The sequence below is a fragment of the Prauserella cavernicola genome (assembly GCF_016595675.1).
GTDB classification, from domain to species: Bacteria; Actinomycetota; Actinomycetes; order Mycobacteriales; family Pseudonocardiaceae; genus Prauserella_A; species Prauserella_A cavernicola.
This window is the reverse complement of sequence record NZ_JAENJH010000008.1, coordinates 226,870-247,915: the sequence shown is the minus strand read 5'-3', so window position 1 is coordinate 247,915 and position 21,046 is coordinate 226,870. Positions and strand designations below refer to the sequence as shown.

Genomic DNA, 21,046 nt, shown 5'->3' with positions numbered 1-21,046 from the left:
AACCCCGGACACCTAAGTGGGCGCGATGATCGGGACGTCCTGTCCATGGAGCGGGGGCGCCACGACTAGTGTCAGGCCGACCGCGTTGGTGAACTCGTCCGGCGGGCAGGACATAGTCGAGTGCGTCGCCAAGCTCGACTCGGTCACAAGGTTCTATTCAGACATATCCCAGAAGCCCCGGTACGGGTGCCGTACCGGGGCTTCTGGTGGGGGAGTGGGGCTCCTCGTAATGAACGCACCCTGCTTCTACCGCGAGTCAACAGGTCGACGGTGTTCTGGCGAGCAAGTTGCCGGCAGCGATGACGAGTGCCGCGTCCTGCCCTCGCGGAGGTTCTCGGCTCGGCGCTGCGCGCCGTGCGGCGCCGCGGATCAGCTACGACTGCCCGGCATGACGGACACGCCGTTCAGTCCGGCCTCGCCGTGCGGGCGGTGCGCGGGCCGGACCTCGGGCGTGCTGACAACGCCGATGACGATGGAGTCGTCGCCTCGGAGGTGCGGCGAGAGCTGAAGATTCCGATCGTTTCGTTCGCCGCCGGGTAGCTCCTGGTTCTACCGCCTGCATCCCTCGAGCAAGAGCCGAACGGTCAGCCGCGCGTCGTACTCGGGGTCGACCCGCTCGGCACCCGCGCAGATGTCGCCGATCGCGCGAAGTAGTTGGTAGGCGGTGACGTCAGCCGTGACCTCGGCCGCGTCGCGGGCGGCGGAGAGGATGTCGGCGAGCACCGGCACCAGGCGATCGAGGAACAGTGCGTGCAGGGCGGCAAAGCCATCCGGGTCGTCACGCATCGCCGCGGCGAGGCCGTGTTTGGTCACCAGGAAGTCCACGAAGAGGCTCACCCACTGACCCATCGCGGCGAACGGTGACGTCGCCGTCGCGAGCAGGGCCGGCCCGGCTTCGGCGCACGCCTCGACCTGGTGCCGGTACACCGCCACGACGAGGTCGGCGCGCGTGGGGAAGTGTCGGTAGATCGTCCCCATGCCGACGCCCGCCTCGGCGGCGATCCGGCGTACCGGCGCGTCCACCCCGTCGGTGACGAACACCGACGCCGCGGCATCGAGCAGCGCCTTCTCGTTCCGTCGGGCGTCCGCGCGTTTGGCCGGATTCGCGGTCGCCGACATCGCCTCTTCGCCTGCACCCACGCGGCGCTCCTTTCGCACGGCTCTTGCCAATCGGAACACTGCTCCGTATATTCGGAACGGTGCTCCGGTTGGAGAGTCTAGCCGGTAGCCACTCAGCGGAGAACCCGCGTCCACGAGCCATCGAAAGTGAGAAGCCGCCCATGCCCGCACCCAACGTCGCTCCGAGCGCCGTCCCTGTCCTGACCACCCCGATCATCAGCGTCAAGCCGGTTGTGCTGCCCGCTTCAGAGCGCGGCGACGATCTACAGGTGCGCGTGTCGGCACCCGCCTCCGGCACCGGCCTCCCGGTCGTCATCCTCGCCCACGGCTTCGGCAAATCGATGTCCTCCTACGACCCGCTGGTCGACTTCTGGGCCGGCAACGGCTTCGCCGTCATCCAGCCCACGTTCCTCGACTCGCGCACCCTCGGCCTCACCCTCGAAGACCCCCGGTTCCCGGACATCTGGCGCATCCGGGTCCAGGACGTCGGACGGGTACTCGACGAGCTCGACCACGTCCTCGCCGCGGTCCCGGGGCTCGGTGACCGCGTCGACCGCGATCGCATCGCCGTCGCGGGACATTCCTGGGGCGGGCAGACCGTCAGCATGCTTCTCGGCGCGCGCGTCATCGGTGCGGACGGACAGCCCGGACCGGACATGTCCGATTCTCGCGTCAAAGCCGGGGTGCTCCTCGCGACGACCGGCATTGGTGGTGACGACCTGACGCCCTTCGCCAAGGAGAACTTCTCCTTCATGAGCCCCGACTTCGACGGCCTCACCACGCCGACTCTCGTCGTCGCAGGTGATCACGACCAGTCCGCGCTCTCGACCCGCGGCCCCGACTGGTTCACCGACATCTACCGATACAGCCCCGGCGCTCGGGGCTTGCTCACCCTGTTCGGAGGCGAGCACTTGCTCGGCGGAATCCACGGCTACAACGCCAACGACACCACCGACGAGAGCCCCGAGCGGGTCGCATTGGTTCGACGGGCTTGCTGGGCCTACCTCCGCAGCGCCCTCGGGATCGACGACCTCGCATGGAAGCAGATGCAGGCCGAACTCGCGGACACCGCCGAGCCGATCGGGCGGATCGACAACAAGTAGGACGCGTCAGCTGTGCCGCATCGTGCGTGCCGGCGACCGATCCATCGCCGGGTGAACGGGTCCGGGTCGAGCAGCTCGGACACGGTGCCCGAAGCGGCCGGGCGCAGGAGCCGATCGGCGATGAGCCGGGCGGTCACGGGTGCGAGGATCAGCCCCCCACCTGCCGTGACCCACGGCGACTGACAGGTTCGCGCACCGCTTCGTCCCGCCGATCGCAGGCATTCCGTCCGGGCCGCACGGTCGTTCGCCTGACCAGCGGTCGAGCACCCGCCGCCCGGCCGGGGAGGGCAGCGCGCGGGTCGCCACGGCCAGTAGAGCGTCCGCTCGATCGAGGTACGACTGTCTGCTCGCCCCGCTCTGGTACAAGCTCATCCACGGCGCCACTCGCGCGTCGCTGTCGGAGTACCTCTGGTTTGAGACCCAAGATCACTTCGGGACTGATCCTCAAGTGTGCGGCGTTGATGCGTTCGCTGAGCGGCTGCACGCGGTGGCCGCCACGTGGGCGAAGTCGGATCCGGCCGGACGTCTGCCGCCGCAGGCACACGACAGCCGTTTCTGACGCCCCGGGGCAAGATCAGAAACCCCGGAAGATGCCGTCCGCGTCGGCAGCCCTGGTGAACTCGTACCAGTCCATGTTGGCGAGGGAGATGTTGTTCTCGATCGACCACAACTCGTCGGCGACGACTCGCAGCTGCTCGACTCGCTCTCCATCGCGGCGCATGGTGAGCAACGGCTGCCCGGGCGCGGTGATGGCGAACGTGTCGGCGACGATGAGCAGTGAATAGGGGTCGAGCAGTGCCGCGAGCTGCTCGGAGGTCACGTCACGATAGGCGGGATCATCCACCACGTGCACGTTCGCCACAAAACCGTCTTGGTTTGGTGTCGTGACTGCCGTCCGCAACGCCTCCCAGCCCTCCTGATCGGAGAAGTCGGTGCGGACCAGGAGAGTTCCGGCGGATTGCGGCAAGCTCGTCATGTCAAACATCCTCACACCTCTGCCGTGCCTGACATCGCACCCCCAGCGAACCGTGCGCCTGAGGCGTCAAATACTCGAGGATCGCTCAGCAGCTATCCCCGCGAGCAGCCCTGAATTGCGGGATGTTCACCCGTCATCAAGAGCAGCGACGCCAAGCAAGAGCCACATACATCTACCTGTTCCCGTTCGAGTGGGTGGCGATCCCAGCCGCAACTCAGCGATCGCGTGAGGTCTCTCGCAGCTCTCCGCGCTCGACCTCGACCCGCCCATAGAGTACGTCCGCCGTCGGAATTGCCGGTGATGTCGACGACTCCCATCCGCACGACGAGAGGTTGCGCAGTGCCCACGCCATTGAGGGTCATGTTGGTCGAGGACCATCCCGTCGTCCTGCGCGGCCTGCGTGTGCTGACCGTCGAGCAGTCTGGCACGCACAGTGGCGTCGAGCTGTGCCCTTCCCTGAAGTCGGAGTTGGCTGCCCGCGGCGACCGTGAGCACACGATCCTGCGGCAGATCCTGGAAGGACGGTCCAATCCCGACTTCGCCCACCGACTGTCCATCGAGATCACGACCGTGAAAACCCACGTCCGCAACATCCTGCGCAAGTTCGGAGTCGACACGCGCCGAGACCTGTTGTCCCCGCACGCCGCGCAGCGCTCACACTGACCGGCATGATTAGCCTCGCGCTCCGCTACTTCCTGGAAACCGTCGAGCGGGGATCCATCGGCGCCGCGGCCGAGTACCTGCACGTCGCTCCGTCCGCGGTCAGCCGGATGATCAAGAAACTGGAGACCGATCACGGGGTCGAGCTCCTCGAACGCCAGCCGCGAGGAGTCGTGACCACGGAGGCCGGAGATCTACTCGCGGCATACGCCCGGCGGCTCTCCGTCGACGCCGACCGCACCCGCTCCGACATCCGCGCCCTGCGCAAGCTGGGCCAGCGCCACATCAAGATCGCGGCGAACCAGTCCTTCGCGTTGGAGATGCTGCCGCGACTCATGAACGAGTTCCAGAATCGAGAGCCCGAGGTCGTTTTCGAGCTCTCCGTGGTCCAGTCGCCCGTGGTCAACTCCCGGGTCCGGGAAGGCAGGGACGACATCGGACTGAGTTACGAGCTCGCCCGCCCGGAGGGCGTCGACATCCTGCACGCGCACACGGTGCGCGTCTACGCCACGATGACGGCCGATCACCCGCTCGCGACGAGGTCGGAGCTCCTTCTGCGCGACGTGGTGCCGTTCCCGCTCGCGCTGATGGGGGCGGGCAGCACGGTCAGGGTGGTGGTCGATCGATGCGCACAGTACGAGCAGATCGAGCTGCATCCGGCGCTCACCAGCAACAATGTCGGCGCTATCCAGAACTACTGCAGGGAGCGCGGCGCGGTCGCGTTCTGCGGGAAGCCGACCGTCATGGCCTCGGTCGACCGCGGCGAGTTCGTCCTCGTCCCGCTGGCGCACGGGACCGTGAGCGAACGCAGCATGTACATCCAGGCGATGGCGGGCAGGACCGTGCCGAGGAGTGTCGCGGAGTTCGCGGGCATGGTGTCGCGGCAGATGGTCGACATCTAATTTTCAGATGCTTGCCGTGCAATTCTTCTACTTCTCGTGAGTCGGGTCGCTGGTTACGCTTCGCCGACGCATTCGGTAGCGCGGTCAGGCACCCGCCCCGACGGTGCGTATCGCCCAGCATCGCTGAGAGGTATGGATGTCGACGAAGGCCGAGTCACCCAGCAGGATGTCGTCCGCCGTGGTGCCTGTGGTGGTCACGGTGTCGATCGGGCTGTGCCTCGCGATCGGCTTCACGGTGGGATCGGGATCGTTCTGGGGATTCGTGCCCATCCTGCTCTACACGGTGCTGTGCCTGTCGGGGCTCAACATCCTGATCGCCACCGGCGCAGCACTCGCGGCGGGATTCGCTCTCCTGCAGCCAACTCCGCTGGACGCGGCATCCGTGCTGGGCGACTCTCTGGGCGGCAGCGTCACGAGCATCGGCCTGATCATCCTGCTCGGCGCGGGCCTCGGTGAGGTTCTGCGGGTCACCGGAGTCGCCGGCGTGCTCGTGCGCGCGATCATGGGTCTACTCGGGGAACGGAGCCGGACCGCCGTCATCATCGGGATGATGGCCACGAGCCTGATCACCGTCTTCATGCTCGGAACTCTGGCCGGGGCGCTCGCCATCGTCGCGCCGATCCTCATTCCGATCGCCGCCAGGCTCGGAGTCACGCGCACGGCCACCGCGGTGACGTTGCTCTACGGCGGCTGTGCGGGACTGGCGCTCGCCCCCTTCGCGGGATCCAACATCGCGATCATGGAGGCCGCAGAGGTCTCCTACGGCGAGTACGTGACCTACGGTGCCGGGCCGCTGGCGATTCTCTCCGTGCTGCTGGGCACGGCGATCGTGCTGATGTGGCAGCGCAGAACCGAGCGGCTCGACGACTTCTACACCGACGACCCGACGGACGGCGGCGACGAGCCCTCCTCGGCGAGGCCGCGGCTCGCCACCGTCGGCTTCACGATCAGCCTGCTCGCCAGCGTCACCTACGCGACCCTGAACCAGGCGGGCACAGCCTTTCCGCTGCTCGCGCTGCCGGTGATCGCTCTGGTGACGGGACTCGCCGCGCGCCAGCGGACGACCGACACGGTCACCGCGTTCTGTCGCGGAGCCGGGGCCTACCTCCACCTGTTCCTGCTCTTCTGGCTGCTCGAGGCCTTGTTCGCGGTCGTCGACCAGTTGGATCCGTTCCAGGCCGTCTTCGACCGCTGGGGAACAGAGCTGTCGGCGACCTCGCCGTTCGTGTTCGCGGTGGTGGTCGGGTTGATCGGCCTGGCAGGCGTTCCCGGTGCGTCGGCAGCGGTCGTCGTGCTGGTCGACCAGATTTTCGGTTCCGTGGCGGCCGAGATCGGGCTGAGCCCCGCCGCGTGGATCGTGGTCCTGCTGTTCGCCTCGAAGGGCGACACCTACGGGCCGTTTCCCAACCCGAACATGGTCACCTGCATGGGACTGTCCCGGTACGAGAATCTCAGGTACATGTTGATGAGCGGCTGGATGCTGTTGATTCCCGCCACACTCATGTACACCGTCATCCTCTACTTCATCACCTGACACATGCTCGCGCTTCTGCCTCAGGTGACAAGGAGTTCGTAGGATGCCCGAGTTCGATGTCCTGCTCAGCGGTGGAACGGTGGTGGACGGCACCGGATCGGCTCCCGTCCAGGCCGATGTCGGCGTGACCGGTGACCGGGTCACGTTCATCGGAGCAGCCGGCTCCGCTCGCTCGGCGGCGGCAGTACTGGACTGCACCGGCGCCGTCGTCTCTCCGGGATTCATCGACCTGCACTCGCACAGTGACTTCACGCTCTGCGACAGCCCCGCGGCACAGGCGTGCGTGTGTCAGGGCGTCACCACCGTGGTTACCGGGAACTGTGGAAGCGCGCCCTTTCCGGGGCCGCACGGGTTCGACGGCGTCGCGAGCACGCAGCTGGCCCGCAACGGCGGCAAAGCCGAGATCTGGCCCGACTTCGACGGGTTCGCTGCCGCCGTCGAGGCCGCCCGGCCCGCGGTCAACGTCGCGGCGATGGCCGGGCACGCGACGCTTCGGATGGCGGTGCTGGGCGACGAGCTCCGCGACGCCACACCCGACGAGTTGGTTCGCATGTGCGGACTGCTCGACCTTGCCGCCGGGCAGGGGATCTTCGGGGTTTCCACCGGGCTGATCTACGCCCCGGGCTCGTTCGCCACGGTCGAGGAGCTGGTCGCGATCACCGAGGTCGCCGCCCGCCACGACCTGCTCTACAGCACGCACATGCGCGATGAGGGGGACCACCTGCTCGAGTCCGTGGCCGAAGCGGTGCAGACCGCCCGGCGAACCGGTGCCCGACTGCAGATCTCGCATCTCAAGGCTCTGGGCCCGGCCAACCACGGCGCAGTGGAAGACGCCTTGACGGCGATCGACGAAGCCCGGGCCGAGGGCCTGGACGTTGCCTGCGACGTCTACCCGTACGCCGCCTCCTCCACCAGATTGACCTCCCGGCTCCCGAACTGGGCGCTGGACGGGGGCTTCGGGGCGCTGCTGGAACGGCTCGGCGATCGTGACGCCCGTGCGGTGATCGCCGCGGAGCTGCGCGAGCGGGTCGGGCGTACGTTCCTCCCGGCCGGGATCACTCTGGCCGCGATGCCGGAGGGTACCTACACCCGCTGGATCGGCTCCTCGCTGGCCGACGTCGCCGTCGCCACCGGAGTGGAGCCTGCCCAGCTTGCGCTGGACGTGCTCGCCGAGCACGAGGCCCAGGTGTGGATCGTCAACCACGCGATGGCCGAGTCCGACGTCGACACCGTGCTGAGACATCCGTCGTCGGCGGTGGTCAGCGACGGGTGGGTCCTCGACGCTGAGGCCGGCGGCCACCCGCATCCGCGGCACTTCGGCACGTTCGCCCGCACCCTGGGCCGCTACGTGCGAGACCGCGGTGTCCTCGACCTGAGCGAGGCGGTGCGGAAGATGACGTCCTTGCCGGCACACCGAATCGGTCTGACCGAGCGTGGCCGGCTGCGGCGGGGACTTGTCGCCGACATCGCCGTGTTCGATGCCGAGACCGTGACCGACACGGCGACCTACGAGGCTCCGCGCAGCTACGCACTGGGTGTGCGCCATGTGCTGGTCAACGGGCGCTCGGTGCTTCGCGACGGCACGCCGACCGCCGAACGCGCGGGACGTGTGCTCCGGCGGCAGGACTCGCCGCTCGGGACTCGGCGCGGCACCGGCGAGGTGTAGTCTCAGCCCCCGCGATGTCCGGGGGTGGTAGTGGAATCCGACGCAAGCGTGGTCGCCGAACCGGTTGCCGCCGAGTCGGTCGTGGCGGGCACGGAGCCCAGCCGACTGGAGATGATCGCCCGGCGTGGGTCCCAGCACGTGGTGGACTGGGCGCTGGCCGTGGGGTCCGGTTGCCTCGCCGGAGTGCTGACCGGGTTCGTCGCCCTCCCGCTGGTGAGATGGGGTCTCGTGCCTTCGACGGTGGCGCTGTGGGTCACGGCGATCGTCCTGGTGGGGGGCGCGTTCGTCGCCGATGTGCTGATCCAGGTGTGGGTGCCGTTGCGCCGCGGCGGGATCACCCCGGGAATGCTGGTGCTGGGGCTGCGGGTAGAGACCCTGCGCGGCGGTCACCCGCGCGCCCGTGACTTCTTTCTGCGCTGGCTTCTGTTCACAGTGGACGGTCTGTTGCTCGGGCTGGTGGCGGTGGTCGGCATCGCGGTGACCGATCGGCGCCAGCGCCTTGGCGACGTGGTGGCGCGGACCGTGGTGGTCCGCACCAGCTGAGGCGGGTCGGCCGAAAGTACTACGTGGTCGTGGACGCTGTGGCAGGAGTGCTGCTGGGATGGGTTCTTCTCCATTCCCTGCCACGAAAGGACTGCTGTGCGCAGATCCACTGTCGGCGCGGTGCTCGCGTTCACCTCGGCACTCGTCCTCACCGGGGCCGTGGTTCCTGCGGGCGCCGTGACCGGGCCGTTCGCCGGGTACGCCGACCAGCAACTCACCTGGGAGCCGTGCCCGTTCACCCCTGCCGAGGACGCGAAGCCCGCGGAGTGTGCGCTGGTGACCGTGCCGCGCGACTGGGCGGCGCCCGAGACCGGACGGAACCTGCAGGTGTCGATCAGCCGAGTCGCGGCTACCGGCGAGCACCTCGGCTCGCTGCTGGTCAACCCCGGTGGCCCCAGTGCCCAGGGCACCTCCCTGCCCGGTTCGCTGGCCGCCGCCCAGCCGACATTGCACGAGGGCTATGACCTGATCGGCATGGATCCGCGTGGGACGGGGCAGGAAGGGGGCTTCGCCCCCGAGACCTGCGAGGTGCCGGTGGACCGGTTGTCCCAGCGCACCGATCTCGACGCGCGGGATCGTTCGGCGGACAGCATCGCCGAGCACGTCAAGCAACCGCGCGCGGTCGCCGAGGCGTGCCAGAGCGAAGCGCTCGCGCCGTTTCTCACCACCTGGCAGACCGCCCACGACATGGAGCTGATCCGGCACCTGCTCGGCGAGTCCACGCTGAACTACATCGGTTACTCCTACGGAACCTGGCTCGGCGCCAAGTACGCGTCCTTGTTCCCCGACAGTGCGGGCAAGATGGTGCTGGACTCCGGCACCGACTTCCAGGGTCGGCTCCAGGCGGCGTTCGAGGACTGGCCGCGCATCAACCAGCGGCTGTTCGAGGACTCATTCCTGCCGTGGATGACCCGCCAGTTCCCCGACGAGGTCGGGTCCACCGTCGAGGAGGCCGCGGCGAACTGGGAACGCGGCCGCGAGTTCTTCGCGACCATGGGCACCAGCCCGAACAGCTACGACATGATGTTCACCGGCATGGGCTCGCAGCTGCGCTGGATCCTGGGTGCGGCGGTGTTCGTCCAGGCGGTGGGCGGCGCGGACGGAGAGGACCCCGCCACGGCACTGGCCGACTCGGAGCTCGCCCCCGCGCTGGACGAGCTGTCCCGCAGCCGGTTCGGCGTGCAGCTCGCCGAGCTGACTCCCGATGTTGTCGCGCGAGCTCTCGCCGACGATCCGGAGGACTACCAACAGGTTCCGGCGACGCGCTACGCCGTGGCCTGCGGTGACCAGGTGACCCGGTCGGAGTCCTGGTACCGCAGGCTCAGCGACCGGCAGGGACCGCAGTACCCGCTGAACGGCTGGGCGTACGGGCTGAGCGAACCCTGCTCCTTCTGGTCCGACGAGCCGCGCCAGGAGCTGCCCGAGCTGCCGGAGGAGGTGGCCGACCGCGTGCTGGTCGTGCAGGGTGAGCTCGACCCGCAGACCGGGTACGAGCAGGCCAGGTCGGCGGTGCGGGCGGCTCCCGGCGTGAGCATGGTCTCGGTGGACGACAGCCCGTTCCACGGGCAGTACGCCTTCGACGGCAACCCGTGTGTGGACGGGATGGTCAACGTCTTCCTGGTGAACAACTCACGCCCTGGCAACGCGACCTGCCCGGGGACTCCGCTTCCCGGCGAGACCGAGGTGCACCCCGTTCCCGGTCCGGTCCGCACGGCGGCCGTGCAGCCCATGCGGGCGGCCGAGGCGGAACTGCCCGAGCTGCTCGCCTCGGTGCAGGCGATGATCAGCGACGTGAACGCGCCACGCCGCTGACTACGCGGTGAGTCGGCCCGGCCTCGTTCGTCGTCTCGCCACCAGCGGGACGACGAACGGGGCCCTCGGGTGAGTGATCAGCGGAGCAGGCCGCGCTGCCACGCCCAGATGGCGATCTCGGTGCGGTTACGGGCGTCGAGCTTGCCCTGCGCGCTCGCCAGGTGGGTCTTCACCGTGGACAGCGAGATGCCCAGGTCGGCGCCGATCTCGGCGTTGGTCCGGCCTCGGGCGACCGCCAGCACCACATCGGACTCCCGGTCGGTCAGGGGAGTCGGCACCGGTTGGGAGCGGCGGCGCACGTTCTCCGTGAAGCGGGCCAGCAAGCGCACGGTCACCGCCGGCGAGACCATCGCGTCCCCGTTGGCCGCCGCCCGCACGGCCTCCACCAGCAACCGAGGGCCGGCATCCTTGAGCAGGAAGCCGCAGGCGCCGCCGAGCAGGGCGGCGTAGACGTTCTCGTCGGCGTCGTAGGTGGTCACCACGACCACCCGCAGCGGATCGGCGACCGCGGGCCCGGCCAGTTGCTCGGTCGCCTGCAGCCCGTCGACCTTGGGCATCCGGATGTCCATCAGCGTGACGTCGGGCCGCAGCCGCCGCGCCAGCCGGACCGCGGCTTCGCCGTCGGCGGCCTCGGCGATCACCTCGATGTCCGGTGCGGCCTCGAGCACCAGCCGGAAACCGGTCCGTACCAACGTCTGGTCGTCGGCGACGAGTACGCGGATGGACATCAGATCCCCTGGGGCAGTGTGTCGAAGGGCCGGTGCTCACTGCCCAGCGGCAGTCGTGCGATGACGCGCCAGCACCGGCCGGGCGCCGGTCCAGCGCTCAGACTGCCACCGAGCATCGTGATCCGCTCGGTCATCCCGACGATGCCGAATCCGCTGGGGGCGGAGGCCGGTGCCGATGTGACCCCGTCGTTGTGCACGTCGAGTACCAGGTCGTCGGCGTCGGCCCGTGCGGTCACCGACACGTCGGCGGCATCCGGCGCGTGCCTGCGGACGTTGGTCAGCGCCTCGAGTACCACCCGGTGCACCGTGGTGGCCAGTTGTGGCGGGAGCACCAGCTGGTCCAGTTCCTCGGCGACGTCTGGCGGGGTGGTCCCGGCAGCGGCGCGCACCGTGTCACCGAGGCTCGCACCGGCCGGGGGAGGGACGTGTTCGGTGTCGCGCAGCATGCCGACCAGTCGGCGCGCCGCGCTCAGTGCCGCCCCGCCCGCCTCCTCGATCTCGCGGTAGACCCCCGCGTGGTCCTGTCCGTCGGGAGCGGCCTCGGTGATCGCGCGAGCGGCCTGCACCCGGACCACGATCCCACTGACGTGGTGCGAGACCAGGTCGTGGAGTTCCCTGGCCAGTTGCAGACGTTCCTGCGAGCGAACCCGCTCCAGGACCGCGCGCTGGCGGCCGTCGGCATCGCGCAGGATCAGCCCGACGCCGAGGCACGCGCCCCAGTAGGCCGCGGCCGCCACGCTGATCAGTGCTTCGGGTTCGTCGAGGCCGTAGCGCAGCAAGGGCGCCGCGATCATCACCGCGCCCAGCGCCGAGGCGAGCGCCGCCGCGTGTGCCGGCGGGAGCCGCCGGCACACCGCGGCGGTGAGCACGCCCGCGGCCACGATCTCGGTGAGAACCGGTTGCGCCCCGCCGTGTCCGGCGACCAGCGCCACGACCGTGCTGAAGGCCGAGAGCCCTGCGACCGCGGCGGCGAGCGTGCCGACGTGCCGGCGGAACCGTCGCCGCAGCACGGCCAGCACCGCCATCGCCGGCCCGGCCGGAGCCAGGAAACCGGCCAGCGTGTCGGTCCAGCCGCGGTCCGAGCCGGGGAACCGCAGGGCCAGCACGCTGTCGGCGATCGTGGCCACGACGAGCACCGATATCTCGGTGACGAGCACGCCGCGCCTGGCCGCGGTTCCCCCTCTGCGCATGACCGGCATCATCGCGCAGCGGCTTCAGCTCGTTCTCCCAGCCCCGGCGACGTAGGCGTTGGACGGCGGCAGGTAGCTGGACACCATCGCCAGCACCGCGACCGCGCAGCTGAGGTAGCCCGCCCAGGTGGCGTGCGTGGCCAGCAGCGACGCCGCATGCAGGAGCGTGAGCACGGTGAGCGCCACGCGCGCCCAGTTGCGTCCTGCCTTGAGCTTGAACGACAACCACAGGTAGGTCAGCACGACGACCGCCACCACGGCGAGCGCGAATCCCTGCGCCACCAGCACGGCCTGGTCGAGCCGCTCGCCGCTGAGCGAGGTGTCGGCGTCGCGCAGCGTCGCGGCGAGTTCGTCGCGGTAGTTCAGGATCAGGAATCCGCCTGCGAGCGCGGACACCGTGGAGGCGAGGAAGCCGAAGAACGCGGCGACGATGGTCATCGGCGGGTTCGTTCGCGTGGTTTCGGTAGTCATGCGGGAAAACTAGGACCACGGCATGGCCTGCTGCAGGGCAAGAACGGCTCCTCTCGTACTTTCGGCCGAGAGGCTTGTGGGAGTCCCGGCGCCTGCAGCGATCGGCAGGGCAACGAGGTCACTCGCGCCGAAAAGGTCCGATCTCGAGAGCTGCCGAGGTGATGCCGAACCAAGGCCACTGTGCGGTGACCTCGTAACTCTCGGTCGGTCGAGGTCACAACCAGAGAGTCCGTAGCACGTCCGACGGGTGCCGCCGGGCTGTTCCTGGCGATATGATCGCGATGATCATCGCGTCGATAACCGGGACAGAGGAGCTGCTGCGGCATGAGCCTCGCCAGTAGGTCGGACTGGACAACTTCCCAGCGCATCCTGGTCATCGGCGGAGCAATCGGCGTGGTGCTCAGCGTGGTCGGCGCGATCGTGAGTCTTTACACGGCCGGAACTTCTCAGGCGTTCTTGTTCTTCGCGATCCCCTATCCGCTGTCGGTGTTGGCCACAGTGATCGGAAAGCGATCGCGCGAGAAGCGGCTTCAGGCCGCGGGATTCCGGGCGTCGGGACTTCGTTGGCTCCATTAGCTTTCCTGCGGAAACCGGCTGCCTCGACACCGGCACCCTGGCGGCCAGGGTGCCGGTGTCGCACTCCACGAAGCTCAGGTGGCCGTGAGGAAGACCGAGCCGAGGTTGCTGAACTCCGCGCCGATCTGTTCTCCCGCATGGATGAACACCGCGTCCGTCAGTCCGCCGGTGAGTACGACCTGGCCCGCTTCGATGGCCTCGCCGCGGCGGGCGAGGTCGTTGGCCGCCATCGCGAGCGCTTCGGCCGGATGCCCCTGGACGGCAGCGCCGGTGGCGGTGTCCACGACGGCCCCGTTGACCGACAGGGCGCATGCCTCGAGCGCGAGGTCGAGGTTCTTCGGGGACACGGCCTTGCCGCCGACGACGAAGCGCGCGGAGGACGCGTTGTCGGCGACCACGTCGGGCAGGGTGAACTTGAAGTCGATGTAGCGCGAGTCGATGACCTCGAGTCCCGCGTGCACGCTCTCGACGGCATTGAGCGCCGTCGCCGCCGTGACCCCAGGGCCCTCGAGACGCTTGCGCATCACGAACACGATCTCGGGTTCGACGCGGGGGTGGATCAGCTGATCCAGCTGGAGCGGCACGTCGGCCTCGAGCGCGTAGCCGTCGGTGAGCACGGCCGTCAGCGGGGAGTCGATGCCCATGCGCTCCTGCTTGGCCCGCGAGGTGAGGCCCAGCTTGACCCCGACGATCGACTCGCCGGCGGCGATCTTCTTCTCGACGAGCCGCCGCTGCACCCGGTACGCGGTGCCGAGGTCGAGTCCGGCCCACTCGTCGGTGATCGGGCCGCGGTCCTGCCGCCGTGCCTCGGCGGCCAGCAGCACGTCCGCCGCCGTGTCGATGTCCCAGTTCGTGGCCTCGGTCATGCGGTCACCCTGTCCTTTCCGGCTGCGCCGAGTTCGTCGCGCAGCGCGATCGCCACGTCGATGATCATGTCTTCCTGCCCGCCGACGTAGCCGCGTTCGCCGACCCGCCGCAGGATCTGGTAGGCGGGCACGCCGTACCGTTCGGCGGCGCGTTCGGCGTGCAGCAGGAACGAGTTGTAGACGCCGTAGCGGCCCTGCACGATCGCGGAACGGTCGGCGACCGGCATTCTCGGGACCACCGGGGCGAGGATCTCCTGCGCCGCGGCGAGGATCAGCTCACTGTCCACTCCGGTCTGGACGCCGAGAGCGTCGAAGACGGGCACGAGGATCTCGGTGGGCGAGTTGCCAGCGCCCGCACCGAGTGCGCGCAACGTGCCGTCGATCTGGCGTGCACCGGCCCGCTGCGCCGCGATGGAGTTCGCGACCCCGAGCGAGAGGTTCTGGTGGCCGTGGAAGCCGACCTGCGCGTCGTCACCGAGCTCCTGGACCAGCGCGGTGACCCGGTCCGTGACACCATCGGGCAGCAGGGCACCCGCGGAGTCGACGACGTACACGCACTGGCAGCCGGCATCGGCCATGATCCGGGCCTGCGTCGCGAGGCCCTCGGGGGAGTTCCGGTGCGACAGCATCAGGAACCCGACGGTCTCCAGACCGAGTTCCCTGGCGGCGCCGAAGTGCTGGATGCTGACGTCGGCCTCGGTGCAGTGCGTGGCCACGCGGGCGATCTTCGCTCCGGCTGCCGCTGCCTCGCGCAGGTCGGCGACCGTGCCGAGGCCGGGCAGCAGGAGCACGGCGATCCTGGCGTTGCGGACCTCGTCGGCCGCCGCGGCGACGAGGTCGATGTCGCGCACGGCGGAGAAACCGTAGTTGAACGACGATCCCGCGAGCCCGTCGCCGTGGGTCACCTCGATGACCTCGACACCCGCACTGTCGAGCGCGCGGGAGACCGCTCGAACCTGGGGGACGGTGAACCGGTGGCTGACGGCGTGGCTGCCGTCGCGCAAGGTGGTGTCGGTGATGCGGACTTTCTCGACAGCCGCGTTGTCGGTGCTGCTGGCGGAATTGTTCGTGGCGGGGCCGGTCATCGTGTGATCGTCTCTTTCGGCTCGGCCGCGCCGGTGACGAGCAACTCGCCCGCCCTGACCGCGGCGGCGGTCATGATGTCGAGGTTGCCCGCCCATGGCGGGAGGTGGTCGCCGTTGCCGGCGACCTCCAGGAACACCGCGACACGTGCCTGTCCGTTCCACCGCTCGTTCGCGTCCTCGAACTGCGGGTCGGAGGCCAGCCGGTAGCCGGGGACATAGGTCTGGACCTCGGTGACGGCGCGGTGGATGGACTCGCCGATGGCGTCGCGGTCGGCGTCCGGCGGGATCGCGCAGAACACGGTGTCGCGCATGATCATCGGCGGTTCGACCGGATTGAGGATGATGATCGCCTTGCCCCTCGCCGCGCCGCCGACGGATTCGATGGCGTGCGACGTGGTCTCGGTGAACTCGTCGATGTTGGCGCGGGTGCCCGGCCCGGCCGAGCGGGAGGAGATCGAGGCGACGATCTCGGCGTAGGGGACGTCGGTGACCCTGGAGACGGCGTGCACGATCGGGATGGTCGCCTGCCCGCCGCACGTGATCATGTTGATGTTCGGGGCATGGGCGTGCGCCCCGAGGTTGACCGCGGGACAGACGAACGGGCCGATGGCGGCCGGGGTGAGGTCGATCGCGCGGATTCCCGCTTCCGCGTAACGAGGTGCGTTGGCGAGGTGGGGTTTCGCCGCGGTGGCCTCGAACACGACGTCCGGCAGCTCGTCGCGGGCCAGCAGCCAGTCGACGCCCTCGGCGCTGGTCTCGACGTCGAGCGCGCGGGCGCGGGCGAGTCCCTCCGAATCGGGGTCGACGCCGATCATGTAGCGCACGTCGAAGACGTCGCGCCGCTGGAGTTTCACCAGCAGGTCGGTGCCGATGTTGCCGGGGCCCACGATGGCCGCGGTGGGTCGGGACATCTCTTACTCCTGCGAGGCGGCGGCGAACGTCGCGGTGACGCTGCCGAGATGGGCGAAGGTCGCGGTGACGGTGTCACCGGGGGAGACGTCGACGGCGGCCGTGAGCGCGCCGGGCAGAACGACGGCGCCCGCTTCGAGCCGCACGCCGAGCGCGCCGACGGTGTTGGCGAGCCAGACGAGGGCGTTGACGGGCGAGCCGAGAACGGCGGCGCCGGCACCGGTCTGCTCGATCCGGCCGTTGCGGCGCAGCACGACACCGGTGGTGCGCAGGTCGAGCGTGTCGAGCGGGACGGGAACCGAGCCCAGGACGACACCGCCGGACGAGGCGTTGTCGGCGATGGTGTCGGGCAGGCTGATCCGCCAGTCCTCGATGCGGGAGTCGATGATCTCCAGCGACGCCACGGCGTAGCCGATGGCGTCGAGCGCGGACGCGACGGTGACGCCGGGCCCCGCGAGCGGAGTGCGCAGGACGAAGCCGATCTCGGGCTCGATCCTCGGGTTCAGGTACGCGCCGACGGGAACCGGTTGCGACTCGAGGTGGAAGGAGTCCGCGAAGAGGTGGCCGTAGTCGGGGGAGTCGACACCCAGCTGGCGCTGGATCGCGGCGGAGGTGAGACCCACCTTGTGCCCGGCGATCTTCCTGCCCTGGGCGGTCCAGCGCGCGACCTGGCGGAGCTGGATGTCGTAGGCGTCCTCGACCGTGAGGCCGGGCTGGGTCGTGGTCAGCGGCGGGATCGCGACGCCGGATTCGTAGGCCTGCAGAAGGCGGAGGGCGGCATCGGCCCTGTCGGCTTCGCCGAGCTGTGGACTCACGTGGTCACTCCTGTTAGGACAACTGGGGTTGATTGACATGGTGTCCGCGGGACCTGCACACTTCCTAGTGTGTGTACCAGTGAGCGGAACACCTCCTCGGGTGCGCAATCGATGATCGCCAGGGTTTCGCTGGTGTTCGGTGCTTTTCGCCCCGAGGACGAGGCGCTCGGTGTTCGGGAGATCAGTCGCAGGACCGGTCTTGCCGCCTCGACGGTCTCGCGTATCGTGCGAGAGCTCGTCGAGCACAAGTTCCTGGAGCAGGCCGGCTCCGAGGTGCGGATCGGGCTGCGTTTCTTCGAGCTGGGCGAGCAGGCGGCCACACCGCACGAGTTGCGCAGGCTCGCGCTGGCGAGCATGTCCGACCTGCGCGGCGCGACCAGACAGACCGTGCACCTTGCCGTGCTGGACGGGACCGAGGTCGTCTACGTGATCAAGCTCCGCAGCCGGACGGCTCCGCCGCTGGGATCGCGCGTGGGCGGCAGGCTCCCGGCACACGCGACGGGGGTCGGGAAGGCGTTGCTAGCCTTCGCGGGGACCGCCGTCGTGGACCGGGTGATCGCGGAGGGACTGACCCGGCTGGGTCCGGGCACCATTACCAGTCCCGCGCGGCTGCGCGAGGAGCTGGCGGCCATCCGCGAGTCCGGGATCGCTTACGAGACCGAGGAATCGGGCCCGGGCGTGGAGTGCGTCGCGGCTCCGATCCGGCATCGCGGGGGCACGCCGATCGCGGGGCTCTCGATCAGCACCCGGGCCGGAGACTCGGACGTGGCCGCGCTCGGGCCTGCCGTCCGGACCGCGGCGATCGCGCTCGGCAGGCAGGCCGCGCGGATGCCGGGGTTCGGCGGGGCGGAGTGGGCCGGGCTCCGGTGAGCATCACGGGTCGGACTTGAGCCGGTCGCCGACGGCGAAGTGCTGGGGTTCCACCTCGTTGACGACGACGCGCACCGTGCCGAGTGGAGCGTCGAGACTGTCGGACACGGTGCGGGCGACCCGGCGGACACAGTCCTCGACGAGTGCGCTGTCCCTGCCTTTGACGAGGGTGATCTGCACGATGGGCATGGCTGCTCCTTGACGGTCAGGTGGTGTGGCGGTGGCCAAGTGCCCGGGAGAGGTCGTCGGCCGCGCTCGTCAGCGCGGTGACCACGTCCTCGGGCGGCGGGTCGGGAAGGAAGTGCATCGAGGAGATGATCGCGAGCGTGCACGAGATCTCCCCGTTGTGCGCGAAAACCGGCGCGGCGAGCGCGTTCACGCCACGGTAGGTCTCCTCGGGAGCGGCGGCCCAGCCCTGCTCGCGCACGGCGTCGACCTGTTTCCACAGCGTCTTCTCGTTGGTCACCGTGCTCGGTGTCCGTTCCTCGGTGACGAGCCGGGACCAGCTCTCGAGCTGGGTCTCCGAGGCGAAGGCGAGCGCGACCTTGCCCTGCGCGCTGCTGTTGTAGCCGAACTGGGTGCCGACGTGCAGGATCACGTCGATCGGCGAGCCGCCCTGCAGCACCTCGGTGACGGTGACGCCGTGATCGGTGAGCTGCGACAGCACGATGGTCTGGCCGATGCTGTCCCTGAGCCTGGCCATCACGGGCTTGGCCATGGTGACGATCTGGCTGCGGGCCTCGATCTGCTGGCCGAGCAGCACCAGCCGCCAGCCGGCCTGGTAACGGCGGGCCTCGTTGTCCTGCGACAGGTATCCGGCCTGGCGCAGGTTCGACAGGTGCCGGTGAACCCTGGCCTTCGGTAGTCCGAGCGCGTCGGCGAGTTCGGTGACGCCCCACGACTCGCCTCTGGTCAGCAGTGTTTCGAGCAGCTGAAGGGGGAGGAGCGACGGCGACGGCGTGGAGCCTGCCTTGGCGGCTCCGCCCTCCTGCTCGCCCGGCTCAGGCTCGGTGCTCACGGGTGCGCTCCTTCCTACTGCTCGATCACGTCCACGACATGATCCTCTCCGCGAGTACGCGGTACTTCTGGGTGTTGGCCTTCGCCCGGTCCTCGGGCCGCACGATGCGCAGCGAGCTCACACCCTTCACCTGCTTCGGCAACACGAAACAGCGGACGAACGTCGTGCTCGACTCGGCGGTCGTGCTCGCGTACACCGGCACCACGCCCTTCTCCGCCCACGCGTCACCAGGTCCGTGGACGTGCTCGGCGCCCTCGGTCTCGATCGTGATCTCGCCCTCGCGCGTGATCCTGATGCCGGGGCCCTGGTGCAGGTGCGTGAACGCCTCGCCGGAGGGCGGGAAGGTCACGGTGTCGCACCGCATCAACCAGGTGTAGCGGTCGTCGAGCTCCAGGTCGGCGGCCAGCTTGAGCGTGCTGGTGGTCTCCGGCGCGGAGCGGAACGCGTAGTCGTCGGCCTCGGAGGTGTCGCCGAGTTCCCAGCGCCACAGCACCGCGTCCTGGTCCTCCGAGGCGAGAGTCAGTTCGGTGCCGGAGGTGTGCGCCGAGCCTTCCCAGAGGAACTGGCTTGCCGTGTCCGAGATCGCCTCGACCGAGCCCGAACGCACGTAGACGCTGCGGTCGCCCTCCGGGAGATACACCGGCCGGGCGTGGGCGGGAATGGTGTCCTCGAACAGGAAGAGTTTCTTCGTGGTCACTACGGCCTTCCTTCGCTGTCTCGCTCAACGTTACGCATGTATTGACCAGTAGTACCACACGCCAGTCCGTGTTACGGTCTCCGTGTTCACGCAAACAGGACACGTGTCTCGATGAGCGAGACGTCGAGTTGGTCCTTCGAAGGAGAAGCCCAATGCGCGACGACAGTGGAGCGATGGCGACCTCCGCCGGGGTGGAGAAACGCTGGTACCGGGGTGCCACGAAGAACCAGTGGCGGACGTTCTCGGCGGCCTATCTCGGCTGGATGCTCGACATCATGGATCTGATGATCTTCTCGATGGTCATCGGGCACATCGTCACCGAGTTCGGCTCGGACCGCGGCACGGCCGGAGCCATCGCGTCCTTCACCCTCGTCGCCTCGGCGTTCGGTGGTCTCGTGTTCGGCCTGATCGCCGACCGCATCGGCCGGACGAAGGCCATGGTGGCGAGCATCCTCTGCTACTCGGTCGGCACGTTCCTCTGTGGACTCACCACGGACATGGGGATGCTCCTGGTCGCGCGCATCGTCGTCGGCCTCGGGGTCGGCGGCGAGTGGGGAGCGGGAACGGCTCTGGTGACCGAGACCTGGCCCGCGCGGCACCGCGGCAAGGTCGTCGCCTGGGTGCAGAGCGCGTTCGCGACGGGCTACGCGCTGGCCGCACTCATCACCCTGCTCGTCGTTCCGACCCTCGGCTGGCGCTGGGCCTTCTTCGCGGGGATCCTGCCGGCGATCGTCGCGTTCTGGATCCGCCGTGCGACGCGGGAGTCCGAGATGTGGCTCGAAGCGGGTGAACGGCTGAGCGCGAAGCAGTCGATCAAGCAGCTGTTCTCCGCCAACCCGAAGGCTGTCGTCGTCTGCATCGGCTTCACCGCCCTCGCGATGTGCGGATACTGGGGACTGTTCACCTGGATTCCCAACTATCTCGGTTCACCCGTGGACGAGGGCGGCAGGGGAATGGGGATCCTGTCCTCGACGACCTGGATCATCGTGATGCAGGTGGGCGCCGCGGCCGGGTTCATCTCCTTCGGCTACGTCGCCGACCGGATCGGCCGTCGCTGGGCGTTCATCCTCTACTTCACCGCCGCCGCGCTGTGTGTTCCCGTGTTCATCCTCATCGAGAACGAAGTGCTGATGCTGGTCTTCGGTGCGGTGATGTCGCTGTTCGGCACCGGCTTCTACTCCGGATTCGGCCCGACGCTCGCGGAGTTGTTCCCGACCGAGATCCGCGCCTTCGCCCAGGGCTTCATCTACAACACCGGCCGTGCGGCGAGTGCGCTCGCCCCGATGCTGGTCGGGGTGATGGCCACCAATCTCGGTGTGGGCATGGCGCTGACCGGAACCGCGGGCTTCTACCTGCTCGCCGCGATCGTGGTGCTGCTCTTCCTGCCGGAGACCAAGGGGCAGGAACTGACCACGGGCACGGGTGCGGCGGCGCGTGTCCCTCGGAGCAGCGAAGCCTGAGCGTCGACGTCGTACGAGGGCCGACGCCGCGCGGTGCGGCGTCGGC

At 69.0% G+C, this 21,046-nt stretch carries 23 protein-coding genes; 10 read left to right on the top strand and 13 right to left on the bottom strand.

Annotated elements, in window-relative coordinates:
* Window positions 1-549: 549 nt before the first annotated feature.
* Window positions 550-1,119: a TetR/AcrR family transcriptional regulator gene (locus tag JHE00_RS26870; RefSeq protein ID WP_200323378.1), complete on the bottom strand. Its 570-nt coding sequence runs from the start codon at window positions 1,117-1,119 to the stop codon at window positions 550-552.
* A gap of 161 nt (window positions 1,120-1,280) precedes the next feature.
* Between JHE00_RS26870 and JHE00_RS26865 the strand changes: the two genes are divergently transcribed.
* Window positions 1,281-2,222 carry an alpha/beta hydrolase family protein gene (locus JHE00_RS26865; RefSeq protein WP_200323200.1) on the top strand — a complete coding sequence of 314 codons (942 nt, stop codon included), beginning with the start codon at window positions 1,281-1,283 and terminating at the stop codon, window positions 2,220-2,222.
* A gap of 6 nt (window positions 2,223-2,228) precedes the next feature.
* Here JHE00_RS26865 and JHE00_RS36155 read toward each other — a convergent pair whose 3' ends face one another.
* Both JHE00_RS36155 and JHE00_RS26855 read right to left on the bottom strand, forming a co-directional pair.
* On the bottom strand, window positions 2,229-2,594 hold the full coding sequence (locus tag JHE00_RS36155) for an FAD-dependent oxidoreductase (RefSeq protein WP_372440499.1): 366 nt from the start codon (window positions 2,592-2,594) through the stop codon (window positions 2,229-2,231).
* A gap of 202 nt (window positions 2,595-2,796) precedes the next feature.
* On the bottom strand, window positions 2,797-3,198 hold the full coding sequence (locus JHE00_RS26855; protein ID WP_200323196.1) for a DUF6924 domain-containing protein: 402 nt from the start codon (window positions 3,196-3,198) through the stop codon (window positions 2,797-2,799).
* Window positions 3,199-3,558: 360 nt separating this feature from the next.
* On the opposite strand from JHE00_RS26855, the gene JHE00_RS26850 reads away from it, so the two are divergent.
* From JHE00_RS26850 to JHE00_RS26825, 6 genes are all read left to right on the top strand, one after another.
* Window positions 3,559-3,861, top strand: a complete 303-nt coding sequence (locus tag JHE00_RS26850; RefSeq protein ID WP_200323194.1) for a response regulator transcription factor — start codon at window positions 3,559-3,561, stop codon at window positions 3,859-3,861.
* 5 nt (window positions 3,862-3,866) lie between these two features.
* A complete protein-coding gene (locus tag JHE00_RS26845; RefSeq protein WP_200323191.1) occupies window positions 3,867-4,760 on the top strand; it encodes a LysR family transcriptional regulator in 894 nt (297 codons plus the stop codon).
* Between the two features lie 136 nt (window positions 4,761-4,896).
* Window positions 4,897-6,294: a Na+/H+ antiporter NhaC family protein gene (locus JHE00_RS26840; protein ID WP_200323189.1), complete on the top strand. Its 1,398-nt coding sequence runs from the start codon at window positions 4,897-4,899 to the stop codon at window positions 6,292-6,294.
* A gap of 43 nt (window positions 6,295-6,337) precedes the next feature.
* Complete coding sequence (locus tag JHE00_RS26835; RefSeq protein ID WP_200323186.1) at window positions 6,338-7,960, top strand: N-acyl-D-amino-acid deacylase family protein; 1,623 nt, start codon at window positions 6,338-6,340, stop codon at window positions 7,958-7,960.
* Window positions 7,961-7,990: 30 nt separating this feature from the next.
* Complete coding sequence (locus JHE00_RS26830) at window positions 7,991-8,503, top strand: RDD family protein (protein WP_307832131.1); 513 nt, start codon at window positions 7,991-7,993, stop codon at window positions 8,501-8,503.
* A 96-nt stretch (window positions 8,504-8,599) separates the two neighbouring features.
* On the top strand, window positions 8,600-10,315 hold the full coding sequence (locus JHE00_RS26825; protein WP_200323184.1) for an alpha/beta hydrolase: 1,716 nt from the start codon (window positions 8,600-8,602) through the stop codon (window positions 10,313-10,315).
* Between the two features lie 77 nt (window positions 10,316-10,392).
* Here JHE00_RS26825 and JHE00_RS26820 read toward each other — a convergent pair whose 3' ends face one another.
* From JHE00_RS26820 to JHE00_RS26810, 3 genes are read right to left on the bottom strand one after another with little or no spacing between them, the layout of a single operon-like run.
* Window positions 10,393-11,043, bottom strand: coding sequence for a response regulator (locus JHE00_RS26820; RefSeq protein WP_200323182.1), 651 nt, complete (start codon window positions 11,041-11,043; stop codon window positions 10,393-10,395).
* Window positions 11,043-12,233, bottom strand: a complete 1,191-nt coding sequence (locus JHE00_RS26815) for a sensor histidine kinase (protein WP_230425010.1) — start codon at window positions 12,231-12,233, stop codon at window positions 11,043-11,045. Before JHE00_RS26815 ends, JHE00_RS26820 begins: the two co-directional genes overlap by 1 nt.
* Before the next feature lie 24 nt (window positions 12,234-12,257).
* The gene (locus JHE00_RS26810; RefSeq protein WP_200323180.1) at window positions 12,258-12,704 is read right to left on the bottom strand and encodes a hypothetical protein; all 447 of its coding nucleotides are present in this window, start codon (window positions 12,702-12,704) and stop codon (window positions 12,258-12,260) included.
* Window positions 12,705-13,028: 324 nt separating this feature from the next.
* Between JHE00_RS26810 and JHE00_RS26805 the strand changes: the two genes are divergently transcribed.
* The gene (locus JHE00_RS26805) at window positions 13,029-13,280 is read left to right on the top strand and encodes a hypothetical protein (RefSeq protein WP_200323178.1); all 252 of its coding nucleotides are present in this window, start codon (window positions 13,029-13,031) and stop codon (window positions 13,278-13,280) included.
* Window positions 13,281-13,354: 74 nt separating this feature from the next.
* Here the strand turns inward: JHE00_RS26805 and JHE00_RS26800 are convergent, their stop codons facing one another.
* Genes JHE00_RS26800 through JHE00_RS26785 form a run of 4 tightly spaced genes read right to left on the bottom strand, consistent with a single transcriptional unit; the run spans window position 13,355 to window position 16,955 of the window.
* Window positions 13,355-14,146 (bottom strand): 2-keto-4-pentenoate hydratase, encoded by a 792-nt coding sequence (locus tag JHE00_RS26800; RefSeq protein WP_200323176.1) that lies wholly within the window; start codon window positions 14,144-14,146, stop codon window positions 13,355-13,357.
* Entirely contained in the window at window positions 14,143-15,231 is a 1,089-nt protein-coding gene (gene dmpG / locus JHE00_RS26795; protein WP_200323168.1) for a 4-hydroxy-2-oxovalerate aldolase, read from the bottom strand. Before dmpG ends, JHE00_RS26800 begins: the two co-directional genes overlap by 4 nt.
* On the bottom strand, window positions 15,228-16,142 hold the full coding sequence (locus tag JHE00_RS26790; protein WP_200323166.1) for an acetaldehyde dehydrogenase (acetylating): 915 nt from the start codon (window positions 16,140-16,142) through the stop codon (window positions 15,228-15,230). Before JHE00_RS26790 ends, dmpG begins: the two co-directional genes overlap by 4 nt.
* Window positions 16,143-16,145: 3 nt before the next feature.
* Window positions 16,146-16,955: a 2-keto-4-pentenoate hydratase gene (locus JHE00_RS26785; protein WP_307832130.1), complete on the bottom strand. Its 810-nt coding sequence runs from the start codon at window positions 16,953-16,955 to the stop codon at window positions 16,146-16,148.
* 111 nt (window positions 16,956-17,066) lie between these two features.
* On the opposite strand from JHE00_RS26785, the gene JHE00_RS26780 reads away from it, so the two are divergent.
* Complete coding sequence (locus tag JHE00_RS26780) at window positions 17,067-17,825, top strand: IclR family transcriptional regulator (protein ID WP_200323162.1); 759 nt, start codon at window positions 17,067-17,069, stop codon at window positions 17,823-17,825.
* Window positions 17,826-17,828: 3 nt separating this feature from the next.
* On the opposite strand, the gene JHE00_RS26775 is transcribed toward JHE00_RS26780, so the two are convergent.
* From JHE00_RS26775 to JHE00_RS26765, 3 genes are read right to left on the bottom strand one after another with little or no spacing between them, the layout of a single operon-like run.
* On the bottom strand, window positions 17,829-18,014 hold the full coding sequence (locus tag JHE00_RS26775) for a tautomerase family protein (protein WP_200323160.1): 186 nt from the start codon (window positions 18,012-18,014) through the stop codon (window positions 17,829-17,831).
* 16 nt (window positions 18,015-18,030) lie between these two features.
* The gene (locus JHE00_RS26770) at window positions 18,031-18,843 is read right to left on the bottom strand and encodes an IclR family transcriptional regulator (protein WP_200323158.1); all 813 of its coding nucleotides are present in this window, start codon (window positions 18,841-18,843) and stop codon (window positions 18,031-18,033) included.
* 25 nt (window positions 18,844-18,868) lie between these two features.
* Window positions 18,869-19,540, bottom strand: coding sequence for a cupin domain-containing protein (locus JHE00_RS26765; protein ID WP_200323156.1), 672 nt, complete (start codon window positions 19,538-19,540; stop codon window positions 18,869-18,871).
* A 152-nt stretch (window positions 19,541-19,692) separates the two neighbouring features.
* Between JHE00_RS26765 and JHE00_RS26760 the strand changes: the two genes are divergently transcribed.
* Window positions 19,693-21,000: an MFS transporter gene (locus tag JHE00_RS26760; protein ID WP_200323154.1), complete on the top strand. Its 1,308-nt coding sequence runs from the start codon at window positions 19,693-19,695 to the stop codon at window positions 20,998-21,000.
* Window positions 21,001-21,046 lie beyond the last annotated feature (46 nt).

Excerpts from the sequence above, each read along its gene's own strand:
- JHE00_RS26870 (WP_200323378.1), bottom strand. The coding sequence starts at position 1,119 with ATGTCGGCGACCGCGAATCCGGCCAAACGCGCGGACGCCCGACGGAAC.
- JHE00_RS26865 (WP_200323200.1), top strand. The coding sequence starts at position 1,281 with ATGCCCGCACCCAACGTCGCTCCGAGCGCCGTCCCTGTCCTGACCACC.
- JHE00_RS36155 (WP_372440499.1), bottom strand. The coding sequence starts at position 2,594 with ATGAGCTTGTACCAGAGCGGGGCGAGCAGACAGTCGTACCTCGATCGA.
- JHE00_RS26855 (WP_200323196.1), bottom strand. The coding sequence starts at position 3,198 with ATGACGAGCTTGCCGCAATCCGCCGGAACTCTCCTGGTCCGCACCGAC.
- JHE00_RS26850 (WP_200323194.1), top strand. The coding sequence starts at position 3,559 with ATGTTGGTCGAGGACCATCCCGTCGTCCTGCGCGGCCTGCGTGTGCTG.
- JHE00_RS26845 (WP_200323191.1), top strand. The coding sequence starts at position 3,867 with ATGATTAGCCTCGCGCTCCGCTACTTCCTGGAAACCGTCGAGCGGGGA.
- JHE00_RS26840 (WP_200323189.1), top strand. The coding sequence starts at position 4,897 with ATGTCGACGAAGGCCGAGTCACCCAGCAGGATGTCGTCCGCCGTGGTG.
- JHE00_RS26835 (WP_200323186.1), top strand. The coding sequence starts at position 6,338 with ATGCCCGAGTTCGATGTCCTGCTCAGCGGTGGAACGGTGGTGGACGGC.
- JHE00_RS26820 (WP_200323182.1), bottom strand. The coding sequence starts at position 11,043 with ATGTCCATCCGCGTACTCGTCGCCGACGACCAGACGTTGGTACGGACC.
- JHE00_RS26815 (WP_230425010.1), bottom strand. The coding sequence starts at position 12,233 with ATGCGCAGAGGGGGAACCGCGGCCAGGCGCGGCGTGCTCGTCACCGAG.
- JHE00_RS26810 (WP_200323180.1), bottom strand. The coding sequence starts at position 12,704 with ATGACTACCGAAACCACGCGAACGAACCCGCCGATGACCATCGTCGCC.
- JHE00_RS26805 (WP_200323178.1), top strand. The coding sequence starts at position 13,029 with ATGAGCCTCGCCAGTAGGTCGGACTGGACAACTTCCCAGCGCATCCTG.
- JHE00_RS26800 (WP_200323176.1), bottom strand. The coding sequence starts at position 14,146 with ATGACCGAGGCCACGAACTGGGACATCGACACGGCGGCGGACGTGCTG.
- dmpG (WP_200323168.1), bottom strand. The coding sequence starts at position 15,231 with ATGACCGGCCCCGCCACGAACAATTCCGCCAGCAGCACCGACAACGCG.
- JHE00_RS26790 (WP_200323166.1), bottom strand. The coding sequence starts at position 16,142 with ATGTCCCGACCCACCGCGGCCATCGTGGGCCCCGGCAACATCGGCACC.
- JHE00_RS26780 (WP_200323162.1), top strand. The coding sequence starts at position 17,067 with ATGATCGCCAGGGTTTCGCTGGTGTTCGGTGCTTTTCGCCCCGAGGAC.
- JHE00_RS26775 (WP_200323160.1), bottom strand. The coding sequence starts at position 18,014 with ATGCCCATCGTGCAGATCACCCTCGTCAAAGGCAGGGACAGCGCACTC.
- JHE00_RS26760 (WP_200323154.1), top strand. The coding sequence starts at position 19,693 with ATGCGCGACGACAGTGGAGCGATGGCGACCTCCGCCGGGGTGGAGAAA.